General features: G+C 72.0%; 11 protein-coding genes. 7 read left to right on the top strand and 4 right to left on the bottom strand.

The genetic code is table 11. The annotated features are described in order from the left end of the window. Positions 1 to 56: 56 nt before the first annotated feature. Positions 57 to 1,646 (bottom strand): alpha/beta fold hydrolase, encoded by a 1,590-nt coding sequence (locus tag G401_RS49445; protein ID WP_051367358.1) that lies wholly within the window; start codon positions 1,644 to 1,646, stop codon positions 57 to 59. Positions 1,647 to 1,800: 154 nt separating this feature from the next. Between G401_RS49445 and G401_RS0130230 the strand changes: the two genes are divergently transcribed. Next, entirely contained in the window at positions 1,801 to 3,069 is a 1,269-nt protein-coding gene (locus G401_RS0130230; protein WP_211240881.1) for a sensor histidine kinase, read from the top strand. Beyond that, entirely contained in the window at positions 3,066 to 3,719 is a 654-nt protein-coding gene (locus G401_RS0130225; RefSeq protein ID WP_027345429.1) for a response regulator, read from the top strand. Before G401_RS0130230 ends, G401_RS0130225 begins: the two co-directional genes overlap by 4 nt. Here G401_RS0130225 and G401_RS49440 read toward each other — a convergent pair. Both G401_RS49440 and G401_RS0130215 read right to left on the bottom strand, forming a co-directional pair. Next, on the bottom strand, positions 3,654 to 6,845 hold the full coding sequence (locus tag G401_RS49440; RefSeq protein WP_051367356.1) for an AfsR/SARP family transcriptional regulator: 3,192 nt from the start codon (positions 6,843 to 6,845) through the stop codon (positions 3,654 to 3,656). The two genes, G401_RS0130225 and G401_RS49440, sit on opposite strands and share 66 nt — an antisense overlap. 73 nt (positions 6,846 to 6,918) lie before the next feature. Further along, positions 6,919 to 7,296, bottom strand: a complete 378-nt coding sequence (locus G401_RS0130215; protein ID WP_157546577.1) for a hypothetical protein — start codon at positions 7,294 to 7,296, stop codon at positions 6,919 to 6,921. A 190-nt stretch (positions 7,297 to 7,486) separates the two neighbouring features. On the opposite strand from G401_RS0130215, the gene G401_RS0130210 reads away from it, so the two are divergent. From G401_RS0130210 to G401_RS0130190, 5 genes are all read left to right on the top strand, one after another. Then, positions 7,487 to 8,167, top strand: a complete 681-nt coding sequence (locus G401_RS0130210; RefSeq protein WP_027345427.1) for a hypothetical protein — start codon at positions 7,487 to 7,489, stop codon at positions 8,165 to 8,167. An 18-nt stretch (positions 8,168 to 8,185) separates the two neighbouring features. After that, positions 8,186 to 8,737: a TetR-like C-terminal domain-containing protein gene (locus G401_RS0130205; protein ID WP_245601893.1), complete on the top strand. Its 552-nt coding sequence runs from the start codon at positions 8,186 to 8,188 to the stop codon at positions 8,735 to 8,737. A gap of 106 nt (positions 8,738 to 8,843) precedes the next feature. Continuing rightward, positions 8,844 to 9,809 carry an InlB B-repeat-containing protein gene (locus G401_RS53520; RefSeq protein ID WP_051367355.1) on the top strand — a complete coding sequence of 322 codons (966 nt, stop codon included), beginning with the start codon at positions 8,844 to 8,846 and terminating at the stop codon, positions 9,807 to 9,809. 103 nt (positions 9,810 to 9,912) lie between these two features. Next, positions 9,913 to 11,427 (top strand): arylsulfatase, encoded by a 1,515-nt coding sequence (locus tag G401_RS0130195; protein ID WP_027345425.1) that lies wholly within the window; start codon positions 9,913 to 9,915, stop codon positions 11,425 to 11,427. Then, positions 11,424 to 12,386: a formylglycine-generating enzyme family protein gene (locus G401_RS0130190; RefSeq protein WP_084557776.1), complete on the top strand. Its 963-nt coding sequence runs from the start codon at positions 11,424 to 11,426 to the stop codon at positions 12,384 to 12,386. Before G401_RS0130195 ends, G401_RS0130190 begins: the two co-directional genes overlap by 4 nt. Here the strand turns inward: G401_RS0130190 and G401_RS49430 are convergent. Beyond that, on the bottom strand, positions 12,276 to 13,646 hold the full coding sequence (locus G401_RS49430) for an MFS transporter (RefSeq protein ID WP_211240880.1): 1,371 nt from the start codon (positions 13,644 to 13,646) through the stop codon (positions 12,276 to 12,278). The genes G401_RS0130190 and G401_RS49430 overlap by 111 nt on opposite strands. Between the last annotated feature and the right edge of the window lie 2 nt (positions 13,647 to 13,648).

Genomic DNA, 13,648 nt, shown 5'->3' with positions numbered 1-13,648 from the left:
GCCGACAAGGAAGGTCGCCCCGTCCGTCGGGACGGGGCGACCTCGTGGGTGACCGGTCAGTCCCGGACGTCGGAAGGATCGGGGTTCTCGCCCTCGCCCTCACACTGCCGCGACGTCAGCGCTCCGGTGCGGAAGTACGCGACCAGCAGCGCGGAGCAGTCCTGCGTCCTGGCCACGGATCCGTGCACGTCGTCGTTGACGGTGAGGACCGTGCCCCCGATGGCGTGCTGCATCTGCAGCGTCCAGGGATAGATGGAGACGGACTCGTCCCGGTGGCCGGACAGGACCAGGGCGCCGGTGCTGTACTTGAGGGTCACCGGCCGGACGGGGTCCCAGCCGGCGCAGCCCGCGTCGAACTGGGCCAGCAGGCCGCTCAGCGGCAACGTGCTGAGCTGCTGGTAGGTGTTCCACGCGGTGTCGAAGTCGCGCCGCCCGAAGTCTTCGTTGCAGATGGCGGCGTGGTTCATCACATCGTTGAAGTCCTGCGGCGCGTCGGCCGGCGGCGGCGTGTCGCCACCGTCACCGCCACCGTCGTCACCGCCGAGGACCATCTTCACGTGCGGCGGTGCCGGCGTACCGTCGTGGGAGTCGCGCATTTCGGCCAGGACGACGGCGGCCAGCGGCCACACCGGTGACGGCTGCACGGTCGACAGGGCGACCACGATGGCGTCCACCGGTTTCGGCAGGTCGGTGAAGACCCGGGGGTGATCGGTCAGCGACTGTTCGAGGGCGAGCAGCGATGCCTTGACGGCCGACGCCGTGGTGCCGAAGTGGTAGACGTCGTCGTGCTGCGCGATCCAGACGGTCATCCGGTCCGCCCCGGCTTCCGCCGCGGTCGACCGGGCGGTGATGAACTCGTTGCCGTAGAACCGCGTCGGCGCACTGCTGTCGATCCACATGCGATCGACGTGGCTCGGGAACAGGCTGCGGTAGACGGATCCGAACCACGTGCCCCACGACACGCCGAAGAAGCTGATCCGCCGCTCGCCGAGGCCCGCGCGTACGGCATCGAGGTCACGGGAGATGTTCTCGGTGGTGACCTGGCGGAGGAACTCGCCCTGAGCGGCCAGGCACGTCCTGTTCTTGATAACGGAGTCGGCGTAGATCGCCAACGCCTGCTCGCGGGTGAGCGCGTCGGGGTTCGTCACCGCGGCCAGGCCGCGGGACTCCTGCGCCGCGGCCACGCTCGGGGGTTCGTCGCAGGTGGCCCGCGTGCTGTAGCCGACGCCGCGCGGGTCCATGCCGATCAGATCGTAGGTGTCGTGCAGCCCGGCGGTCGTCGGGGACATGCTCAGGTCGATGGGCATGAGGTAGGCCGAGCCGCCCGGTCCGCCCGGGTTGACCGCGAGGGTTCCCTGCCGGTGGGCGCGGTCGGCGGCCGGCAGGCGGGTGAAGCCGATCGTGATCGACTTTCCGCCCGGTCGCCGGTAGTCCAGCGGCACCCGCAGGGTGCCGCACTGCAGCGTGGACACGAGCTCGCGGTACCGGTCGAGGTCTTCCGGCGGCACCCGGTCGGTGCTGGTCACCGCCGAGGGGCAGGGGGCCCAGACGATCGCCGGCGGCCCCGCGGCCGCCGGTACCGCCGCCACGACCGCGCCGGCCAGGCCCGCGAGGCCCGCCAGGGTCAGGGTTCGGGTGAGGTTCATGAACCCAGCCTCGGCCGCGACCGCCTCAACCCGCGTCGCTCCACCGTCGTCCGCTCCCTCTTCCTTCGGATGTACGCGGAAGGCTTCGCATGTCCCTCCTGAGACAGATCCGGAGTGGACACTGCCGACGTATGCTGCGATGACCATGAATGCAGTGGGGAATCGTCGGGTGTGGACGGACGCCGGGCTGGCCGTGGTGCTGCTCGTCGTCTCCGCGGTGGTGAACTCGCCCGCGGGGCTGCTGGACGGTCTGAAGACCGCCACGTTGCCGGAACCCCTGATGATCTGGTGGCTGGCGACCCTGGCCTGCACCGCCGCCCTCGCTCTGCGCCGGGTCGCACCGTTGTCGATGCTCGGCCTGAGCGTCACGGCGGCCGTCGTGCACCTGGTGCTCGGGTCACCGATCACGGCGGCGGATCTGACCGCGGCGGCCGTGCTCTACACCGTCGCCGACCTGCGGCCCCGAGCGGTGTCGCTGAGCGCCCTCGTCCTCGTGGTCGTGGTGGCGGCAGGCGCCTTCATGCTGTGGAAGTCCGCCGCCGAACGGGACGGCAAGAACGTCGAAGTGTCGGACGTCAAATACGCGATCGCCCAGGATCCGCAGCCGGACCTGCCCGTCCTCGTCATCGCCCCCAAGATCTTCATGATGGACCAGACCGGCCTGCTCTCGCTGCTGGGCTCGCTGTTCCTGGTGGCCTGGGCGACCGGCGCGGCCGCGCGCAGCCGCCGCGCGTACCTGGAAGCCCTGCGCGCACGAGCCGACGACCTCGAGCGTTCGCAGCACCAGCAGGCCGCCCTGGCGGTCGCGGCCGAGCGGGACCGCATCAGCCGGGAGCTGCACGACGTGGTGGCGCACGGCTTGTCCGTGATGGTCGTGCAGGCGCAGGGCGGCGTGGCCGCTCTGGATCATCGGCCCGAGGACACCCGGGCGGCGCTGGCGGCGATCGTCGAGACCGGCCGGGAGTCGCTGGCCGACATGCGCCGGGTGCTCGGTGCGGTGAACCCCGGTGCCGGCTGGCATCCGGTACCCGGCCTGGCCGCCCTGCCGAAGCTCGTGGCCCAGCTCGCCGCGGCGGGGGTGGCGGTGGACTTCGCCGAGAGCGGTGAGCGCGGCGCCGTGCCGACGGCCGTGGGGCTGGCCGTGTACCGCATCGTGCAGGAGGCGCTGACCAACACCGTCAAGCACGCCGGACCCGGCGCCACCGCCCGGGTCGAGATCATCTATCAGCCGGGCAGCCTGACGGTCGTCTGCACCGATGACGGCACCCCGGCCAGGCCGGCCGGGGACGGCGCCGGGCTGCGCGGCATGCGCGAGCGCGCCGAACTGCTCGGCGGGCGCTTCACCGCCGGCCCGGCCGACGTCGGCTTCCAGGTCACGGCCTGGCTGCCACGGCAGCGAACGGAACGGGGAGGAGGCCGATGATCCGGGTCCTGATCGCGGACGACCAGGCGCTGGTGCGTACCGGGCTGAAGATGATCCTGGAGAACACCGGCGACATGTCGGTCGTCGGCGAGGCCGGCGACGGCGGCGAGGCCGTGGACCTGGCCCTGGAGCTGAACCCGGACGTCGTCCTCATGGACGTACGCATGCCGGACGTGGACGGCGTGGCGGCGACGAGACGGCTGCGGGCCCAGGCCCCGCACATCCACGTGCTGGTCCTCACGACGTTCGACCTCGACGAGTACGTCTACGCCGCCCTCCGGGCCGGGGCGAGCGCCTTCCTCCTCAAGGACACCCTGGCCGACGACCTCCTGTCGGCCATACGCGTCGTCGCCCGCGGCGATGCGGTCGTCGCGCCCTCGGCGACCCGGCGGCTGCTGGAGCGCTACGTCGGCGTCGGTGACGAGCCGCCGCCCCCGGCCGACCTGGGCCGCCTCACCGAACGCGAGCGGGAGGTGCTGGGCCTGGTCGCCAAGGGCATGTCCAATCTGGAGATCGCCGCCGCGCTCTTCCTCACCGAGGGTACCGTCAAGACCCACGTGAGCCGGATACTGTCCAAACTGGAGTTACGCGACCGTGTCCACGCGGTGGTGTACGCGTACGAGCGGGGGGTGATCCGACCCGCGACCTGATGAGCCGGCCGGATACGCCGTGCCTGCGAGAACCGCCTCGACGCGCTGCGTACAGCGGGCGTAACCGGTGTGCTCGACGAGTTCCCGAGCCAGCTCGGCCTCGGCCGCCGCGGCAACGGGGTCGCCCGCCCGCAGCCGGATCTCCGCGAGCGTCGTACGGGCATGCGTCTCGATCACCGCGTAGCCGTCGGCCCGGGCGAGGTTCAGGGCTGCGGTCGCGCGTTCGGCCGCCTCGGCGACCCGGCCGCCGGCCAGCAGGACCCGGGCGTGCTCGTCGAGGAGGTCGGCGTACAGGTAGGTGTGGCCGTCGACGCCGGGCAGCGCGAGGGCGCGCTCCATCCGATCGGCCGCGGTGCCTGGATCGCCGGATCCGAGCGCCACCATGGCCAGCAGCCCGGTGGCGGCCGCCTCGTGCTGGACGTCGCCGGTCTGCCCGGCCAGCTCGACCGCGGCCGCCAGCCGCGCCGCCGCATCGTCGAGATCACCGGCATCGAGGCTCAGCCGGCCCAGCGCGGTCGACGCGATCGCCTCGCCGTACCGGTCGTCGAGCTCCCGGTGCCCGGCCAGCGCCTCGGCGAGCAGTTCCGCGGCGCCCGCCGCGTCACCCAGTTCGTGCCGGGTCATCGCGAGGTTCGTCAGCGTGACGGCCTCGCCGGCCCGGTTGCCCGAGGCACGGTAGACGGTCAGCGCCTCGGCGAGGTCGCCCTCGGCGCGCCGCAGCTCACCCAGCCGGCGCCGCAGACCCGCGGCATTGCCCAGTTGCACGGCGAGCGGGCCGACCCGGCCCAGCCGCCGGTTGATGGCGACCGCCTCGTCGAACGCGGCGAACGCCGCCGGGCCGTTCCCCGTCTCGGCGTGCGCGATGCCCAGGCTGCCGACGACCGTGGCCTCGCACTCCGCCCATGCGCAGGCGCGCGCGTACGCCAAGGCCGCGGTCAGGTGCTCGATCGAGCCGTCGAGATCACCGGCGGCCCGCCGGGCGACCCCGAGGCTCACGTGCATCGCCGCCTGACCGGTGGTCGACGCGGCGGACGTCGCGGCCGCCAGCCCTGTCTCCGCCATCGCGGTCCAGGCGTGCAGATCCCGCCGGATCCAGAAGTAGCCGCGCAGCGTGTCGGCGATCGACCAGGCGAACGAGGACAGCCCGGCCCGGTCCGCGTACGCCACGGCGGCGGCGAGGTTCGGCTGCTCCACGACCAGCCAGGCGAGCGCGGCCGACGAATCCGCGAAACGGACCTCGGAACTCCGCTCGCCGGCCGGGGCCGGTAGCCGGGTGGTCTGCGGAGACACCACTTCGACGGCACTTCGGGCGACCGCCGCGTAGTACGCGTACCAGGCGTGCAGCGGTTCGGCTGCTTCGGGCGCCGCGACCTGCTCACGCGCGTACAGCCGGACCAGATCGTGCATCGCGTAGCGGTCGGCGTCCTTCGCCACGATGAGGTGCGCGTCGAGCAGGCCGGCGAGCGCCTGCGCGGCGTCGGCCGCGGGCCGGCCGGTGAGCGCGGCCACGGCCGCCACGTCGAAGTCGTCGCCGGGGATCAGGCCGAGCAGCCGGAAGGCGCGCCGGCGTTCGGCGGACAGGGCGCCGTACGACTGGTCGAAGATCGTGCGGACGGCGCTGGCCGGATCGTCGGCGACCGCGAGCGCGCCGATGCGGACCGCTTCGCCCAGACTCGCGACGTAGTCGGCGACACTGCGGCCCGGCTCCGCGACGAGGTTGGCGGCGGCGATCCGCAGCGCCAGCGGCAGGTGCCCGCAGATCTCGCCAAGTCGTTGCACGGCAAGCGGTTCAGCCTCGGCCCGATCGGCGCCGAGGATGGCCGCCAGCAGTTCGGCGGAGGTCTCGGCCGGCAGGACGTCGAGGGTCAGCCGGGCGGCCCCCTCGCGGGCCACGAGGCCGCCGAGCACGGTCCGGCTCGTCACGAGCACCACGCAGTCCGGTGTGCCGGGCAGCAGCGGACGGACCTGCTCGGCGGCGGCCGCGTTGTCCAGCACCAGCAGCAGCTTCCGGTCGGCCACCAGGCCGCGGAACAGCGCGGCCGCCTGGTCGAGCCCGGCCGGGACCCGCTCGGGTGCCACCTCCAGCTGGGCCAGCAGGTGGCTGAGCGCCTCGCGGGCCGACATCGGGGCGCGGTTGTCGAACCCCCGCAGGTCGACGTACAGCTGGCCGTCCGGGAACAGGGACGCCGACCGCCGCGCCCAGCGCACGGCCAGCGCGGTCTTGCCGACCCCGGCGGTCCCGGCGATCGCGGTGATGACGATCATCGCAGGGCCGGCCGGCCCGCTCAGCCTGCGGTCGAGTTCGTCCAGCTCGGCCTGCCGCCCCGCGAAGTCCGGGATGTCACGGGGCAGGAACCGGCGTGCGGTCGTCCGGCCGGTGGGAGCGCGGAACGCCAGATCGGGGTCGCCGGCCAGCACCCGCCGATGCAGCGACTGCAACTCGGCCGAGGGATCGAGGCCCAGCTCGTCGGCGAGGATCGCCCGGGTCCGCCGGTAGAGGTCGAGCGCGTCCGCCTGCCGCCCGTTGCGGTACAACGCGGTCATGAGCGACCCGACGAGCCGTTCCCGGGTCGGCTGCTGTTCCAGCAGCGCGGTGAGCGACACGACCAGGGTCTCGTGGCAGCCCGCGGCCAGCGCCGCGTCGGCGTGCAGTTCCAGCGCCTCGAAGCGCAGCTCCTCGAACGGCCGGCCGAGCCGGACGGCGAGCGCGTCGTCGGCCACCCCGGCGAGGACCGGTCCGCGCCACAGCCCGAGCGCGGCGGCGAGGACTTCGACCCGGGCCGCGGGATCGGCGATGTCGCGGGCCCGCTCGACCTCGGCCCGGAACCGGTGCACGTCCACCTGGTACGCGTCCACGCCGACCGCGTACCCGCCGTCGCGGGCGGTCACGGGAATCCCGAACGGGCTGAGCTTCGAGCGCAGGCGGGCAGCGTAGGTGTGCAGGGTCGCGCGGCTGGCGGCGGGTGGTTCCACCGGCCACAGCAGGTCGACGAGCCGGTCCATCGTGACGACCCGGCCCGCCTCCAGCAGGAGCAGACCCAGCAGGCACCGCTCCTGCCGCCGGCCGAGCTCCACCGCCCGGCCGGCATGCTCCGCCGCCATGCCCCCCAGCACCCGGAATTCCACGCGCCGAGCCTAGATCACCACGGCAAGAAGGATCATGGGGAGAACCGGCGGTACGCCGGCCCTCCCCATCGCATTACGGGAAGTACTTCCAGCCCGTGCTGTGGCCGTTGCGGTCGTGACCGTTCAGGTCGATGATCCGCCAGCCGCTCGGGGTGGTGTAGTCGCCGCAGCCACCGGCCGAACCGTTGGTGTCACTGAGGGTCTTGTACTGCGCGGCCTCGCCGTTCTTGTAGATGTGGAACTCGACGTAGACGCCGACGCCGTCGGACAGCTTGTCGCAGATGTCGATCCAGGTCTGCTGGACGTTCATGGAGGTATATCCGAATACCACCTTGTCTCCGTCCGTGATGTTGAACTTGTAGTCCACCGCGGCCGCCGGCTCGCTGATGCCGACGACCAGCCCGAGGACGGCCACGGCGGCGACCGCCCAGCGCGTCAGGGTTTTCCTCACTGTTTCCCCGTTTCAGTTCTCTCGCCGTCCCCCGTGGCCGGCGATCTGCGGGGAATCCTGGATCGGCCGCCTTACCACCGCCTTACCACGCTCGCTCACAACGCTTGCCCACCCCGCGCTTGACAGCCGAAGTTAATGCCACTAACTTATGAGTTAGCAACCTTAACCTTCTCGCACACCTGGAGCGGCTGTGACCGACCTCGCCACCCCCACCACCACCCCCACCCGCGTACGCCGCTGGTGGCTGACCGTCCCGGCCTCGGCCGGCATCGCGTACACGGCCGCCTGGATCGCCGGGCTGAGCGTCTCGTCGGCGAGCACCGACGTCCACTCGACCGGAGCGGAACTCGTCGCCGCGTACACCGGCCACCAGACCGGCGCGATAGCCCAGTTCGTCCTCACCGAGGGTGTCGCCTCGGTGTTCCTGGCCGTCGTGGCGTTCGGGCTGGCCCGCTCGGGCCGGGCCGCCGGCGCCCGCCGGGCCGCCTTCTGGACCGCCGCGACCGGCGGCATCGCGGCGCTGATCGCGTTCGTCCAATGCGGACTCGGCATCGTCGTCGCCGGCCCCGCGACGTCCAACGGGGATGCCGCCACGGCCGGCACGCTCAGCGAAACGATCAACCGGCTCGACGGCGTGAAGATGTTCCTCCTCGCCGGGCTCGCCCTGGCCGGAACAGCGCTCGCCCGGCGCGTCGGGCTGCCCGCCTGGCTGCGCTTCACGGGCCCGGCCCTCGCCGTGGCGATCGTCCTGTCGGGTGTGGGCTACCTCTTCCTGCTCGACGGCTTCTCGGTCGCCGCCTGGGTGTCGCTGCCGCTGCTGCTTGTCTGGGTCACCGGCACGGGTATCGTTCTGGGCCGCAACCGACGCTGAGGAGGACCGGTGCCCCGCATGGGTCTGACGCGCGACCGCGTGGTCGCCGAGGCCGCGGCGGTGGCCGACGAGGTGGGTCTCGACCGCCTCGCGCTGGCCACCGTCGCCAAGCGGCTCAACGTCTCGCTGCCCGGCCTCTACAAGCACATCGACAGCCTCGACGGGCTGCGACGCGACCTCGCGGTCCTCGGCGTCCGCGAGCTCACCGCCGCGCTGGGCACCGCCGCGGTCGGCCGCTCGGGCCGCGACGCCCTGTTCGCCGTGGCCACCGCCTACCGGGAGTACGCGCACCGCCACCCGGCCCGGTCCGCGGCGAGCGTACGCGCACCCGACCCGGCGGACGCCGAGCACATCGCGGCGGGGACGGCGGCGGTCGGCGTACTCGCGGCCACTCTCGGGGACTACGGCCTGGCGGGTGAGGATCTCGTCCACGCCATCCGGTCGCTTCGCGTGCTGCTGCACGGTTTCGTGGCGCTGGAGGCGGCCGGGGGATTCGGGCTGCCGGCGTCGGTCGACGAGACGTTCGCGCGGCTCGTCGACGGTCTCGACGCCGCTTTCCGGCGACAGTGATGCTTTCCGGAGAGAGTGACGCTTTCCGGCGACAGTGACGCTTTCCTGATCGTCCTGGGAACTCCGGAGGGCCATACTCGTGCCCACACGGACGGGAGGGCAATCGATGACGACGGAACTGGCGGTCACCGCAGCCGCCGAGCGGGTGAAGCTGGACGGGCAGGGCCGGGCCGAGGTCGCGTTCACCGCGACCAACTCGGGAGCCGCACCGAACCAGGTGGTCTTCGAGGTCGTACCCGGTGACGGCGCCGACGGCGGCTGGTTCGGCGTCGACGAACCCCAGCGCCGGGTGGACGCCGGCACCTCGGTGTCCTATCTGGTCAGGATCGCCGTGCCCGCCGGGACGGCCGCCGGCGCCTACACGTTGCAGGGACGCGTATACCCTGCCGACTCGGCCCCCGAAGAGGCCTCGCGGCTCAGCACCCGCGTCGCCTTCGACGTGGCGCCCTCCGCCCGGCCGGCCAGACCCTGGTGGCCGTACGCGGTAGCCGCGGGACTGGTGATCGTCGCACTCGGTGTGATCGGCTGGCTGGTCTTCGGCGGCGACGGTGGTGGCGGCGGCGAGTCCACCGGTACGCTGGCGGTCGATGTCAGCGGCACCGGATCCGTGAGCAGCAGCCCGGCCGCCATCACCTGCCCGACCGGCTGCCGGAGCGGCTATCCCCTCGGCACGGTGGTCACCCTCACGGCGACACCGGCCGAGGGCGCGACGTTCGGCGGCTGGCAGAACTGCCCAGCGCCCGACGACACGCGCTGCACAGTGACCATCGCCGCCGGTACGCAGACGGTGGCCGCGACCTTCGCCGTCGCCACCTTCACGATCAAGGTGCAGGTGTTCCCCGCCTCGGGCGGCATAGTGAACGCGACGGGCGACCACACCTGCACCGCGGAATGCGACTTCACCTACCCGGTGGGCACCACCGTCACCCTCAACGCCCTGCCCCTGGCCGGCTTCCGGTTCGACGGGTGGGCCGGCGCGTGCAACACGGCGACAGGCCGCAACAACCCCACCTGCACGCTCTCCTTCCAGCAGAACACCGGCGTACGCGCCGTCTTCGTCCCCAGCAGCTGAGAAGGGTCGCCGAGATCCGGATACAACCAATTTCATATCTATCATCCCGCTAGCATCAGGTTCGGCGGGCTGCGCTGCCCGCACCATGGCCGAGGGGGATGCAGTGGCGGACGGCGAGCGCACGGATCGTGTGAACATCCTGGTCATCTGGGGCGATGACATCGGCACGTCCAACCTGAGCTGCTACTCCGACGGCGTCATGGGGTACCGGACGCCGAACATCGACCGGATCGCCGCCGAGGGTGCGCGGTTCACCGACTATTACGGCGAGCAGAGCTGCACCGCTGGGCGCGCCGCCTTCATCTGCGGGCAGAACCCGTACCGCACCGGCCTGACGAAGGTCGGCATGCCCGGCGCCGACCTCGGGCTGCGGGCCGAGGACCCCACGATCGCCACCGCCCTCAAGAGCATCGGGTACGCGACCGGCCAGTTCGGCAAGAACCACCTCGGCGACCGTGACGAGTTCCTGCCCACGGCGCACGGGTTCGACGAGTTCTTCGGCAACCTCTACCACCTCAACGCCGAGGAGGAGCCGGAGCAGCCGGACTACCCGACCGAGGAGGACATCCCCGGATTCCGGGAGAAGTTCGGCCCGCGCGGGGTCATCCGTTCCTGGGCCAATGCCGACGGGACGCAACGCATCGAGGACACCGGCCCGCTGACCCGCAAGCGGATGGAGACGTGCGACGAGGAGTTCCGCGACGCCGCGATCGACTTCATGCGCCGCCAGAGCACCGACGGCAAGCCGTTCTTCCTCTGGTTCAACTCCACCCACATGCACTTCCGTACGCATACCAAGCCGGAGAGCAAGGGCCGGGCCGGGCGGTGGCAGTCGGATTACCACGACACGATGCTCGATCACGACGACGTGGTCGGCGATCTCCTGACCGCGCTGGACGAGCTGGGCATCGCCGACAACACGCTGGTCATCTACTCCACCGACAACGGGCCGCACATGAACACGTGGCCCGACTCGGGCATGACGCCCTTCCGCAACGAGAAGAACTCCAACTGGGAGGGCGCGTACCGGGTGCCGGCGATGATCCGCTGGCCCGGTCACGTCCCGGCCGGCACGGTCCTGAACGGCATCGTCAGCCACAACGACTGGTTCGTGACGCTCCTGTCGGCGGCGGGCGTACCCGACATCGCCGACCGGCTGCGGGAGGGCACCGAGCTGAACGGCGTCCGCTACAAGGTCCACCTCGACGGCCACGACCAGCTGCCCTACCTCACCGGCGAGGTCGACCAGAGCCCGCGCAAGCATTTCTTCTACGTCTCCGACGACGGCGATCTGACCGCGCTGCGGTACGACAACTGGAAGTTCGTGTTCCTGGAGCAGCGCGTCCCCGGCACGCTGCGCGTCTGGGCCGAGCCGTACACGCAGTTGCGTGCGCCGAAGATATTCAATCTGCGTACCGATCCCTACGAGCGGGCCGACATCACCTCGAACACCTACTACGACTGGTGTCTCGATCATGCGTGGACGCTGGTACCGGCGCAGGCGTACGTGGCCAGGATGATCGCGACGCTGGCCGAGTTCCCGGCCCGGCAGGCGCCGTCGAGCTTCGGTGTCGACCAGGTCCTGGAGAAGCTCAAGGCCGGCGTCTCCAGCTCATGAGCGAGCCCGTCCTGCTGGCGTCGCCCGGAATCCGGCGGGCGACGCCCGACGATGCGATCCGGTTGCCCGGCGGCACCTTCGTGATGGGCTCCGACCGGCACTACCCCGAGGAGGCGCCGGCCCACCGCGTGTCGGTGGACGGTTTCGCCATCGACCGGTACGCGGTCACGAACGAACGTTTCGCAGCCTTCGTGACGGCGACCGGATACGTGACCGTCGCCGAGCGGCCGCTCGACCCGGCCCAGTTCCCAGGTGCCCCGCCGGAGAACCTGGTACCCGGGTCGATGGTGTTCACGCCGACCCGGGGCCCGGTCGACCTGCGCCACCTGAACCAGTGGTGGACGTGGCGGCCCGGCGCGTCGTGGCGCCACCCCCGCGGACCCCGTTCCGGCATCGACAAGCTCGGCGAGCATCCGGTGGTCCACATCGCGTACGAGGACGCCGCATCCTTCGCGCGCTGGGCCGGCGCCGCCCTGCCGACCGAGGCCCAATGGGAGTACGCGGCCCGCGGCGGCCTCGACGGCGCCGACTTCACCTGGGGCGACGAGCCGCGCCCCGGCGGTCGGATCATGGCCAACACGTGGGACGGCCCCGACTTCCCGTGGCGCAGCACCGGCGAATCGGGCTGGATCCGCACCGCACCCGTAGGATCGTTTCCCCCCAACGGTTACGGCCTCTTCGACATGGCCGGCAACGTGTGGGAGTGGACGGCCGACTGGTGGACCGACCAGCATCCGGTCGCCGATTCCTGCTGCGCACCGGCGAACCCCCGCGGCGGCACCGCGGCCGCCAGCCTCGACCGCCGGCAGCCGCAGTTCTCCGTACCCCGCAAGGTGGTCAAAGGCGGGTCACACCTCTGCGCCGACTCCTACTGCCTGCGCTACCGGCCCGCCGCCCGCCGCCCTCAGATGATCGACACCGGCATGAGCCACGTCGGCTTCCGCTGCGTCTGGAGTTGACGCCGAGGTCGCGTACGCCTCGATGGGTTCGATGGTTTCCTCCGCCGGGCGCGCGAGGCGCAGTGCGGCCTCGACCCGGCGGTTGGTGGTCATGGTCGCGGTGACCGCGGTCATCGCGAGCAGCAGGCCGGCCGCGGCATAGAGCGGGGTACGCAGGTCGAAGGTGGTGGCCAGCCACCCGCCGAGGAAGGCGCCGAAGGGCGCGGCGCACATGGCGAGCATGCGGGAGGTGGAGGCGACCCGCCCCATGAGATGAGCCGGGACGATGGCCTGCCGGAGGGACGGTCCGAGCACCATCGTGGCGCCCATGCCCGCCCCGCAGACGGCGAGCGCGAGCCCGGCCACGTACGCGTTCGGAGCGGCGGCGAGCCCCATGATGGCGAGGCCCTCGATGGTGGCGGTGCAGGTCAGCGCCGTACCGGTGCCCAGCCGCCGGCCGAGGAACGAGGCGATGCCCGCGCCGAGCAGGCCGCCGGTGGCCTCGGCGGTGAGCAGCAGGCCGAAGCCGAAGGCGCCGACGCCGAGGCGTTCGCGGGCGAACAGCGCCAGCACCGTTTCCACGGCGAGGAAGGCGACGTTCCCGACCGCCGGACGCAGCGCGAGCCCGAGGAGCAGCCGATCCTTGAACACGTAGGAAGCTCCCGCACGCGCCTGCCGCAGCAGCGATTCGCGGGCGCTCACGGCCGGCCGCGGCACGGCGGGCAGCGACCGGACGAGCAGCGCCGACAGCGCGAACGAAGCCGCATCGGCGAGCAGCGGAACCGACCGCCCGAGCGCGAGCAGCGCACTACCCGCCGGCGGACCGGCGAAGCCGGAGGCCGCGGTCTGAGCACCCCGCAGCCGAGCGTTGGCCCGTTCCAGCCGTCCAGGATCGCGCCCCAGCAGATCCGGCAGGTACGCCGTGGCAGCCGTGTCGAAGAACAGACCGCCCAGGGCGAGCAGGAAAGCGACGGCCGCCAGCAACGGGATGCTCAGCGCGCCGAACACAGCCGCCCCGGCGGTCACGCCCAGCAGCACCGTACGCGCAGCGTCCGTGACCCACATCGTGCGCCGACGATCCCACCGGTCGACCAGCGCCCCGCCGAGTACGCCGAACAGCAGCCACGGCACCGTCCCGGCGGCCGTGACGACGGCCAGCGCCATCGGATCCCGGGTCAGCGTCAACGCGATCAGCGGCAGGGCGGCATGCGTCACGCCGTCGCCGAGGGAGGACACGGTCTGCGCGGTCCACAGCCGCCCGAACCCGGTGGGCATCTTCATTC

The organism is Hamadaea tsunoensis DSM 44101 (assembly GCF_000428945.1).
GTDB lineage: Bacteria > Actinomycetota > Actinomycetes > Mycobacteriales > Micromonosporaceae > Hamadaea > Hamadaea tsunoensis.
The sequence above is the reverse complement of the archived record's forward strand: the minus strand, read 5'-3'. Positions and strand labels throughout refer to the sequence as shown.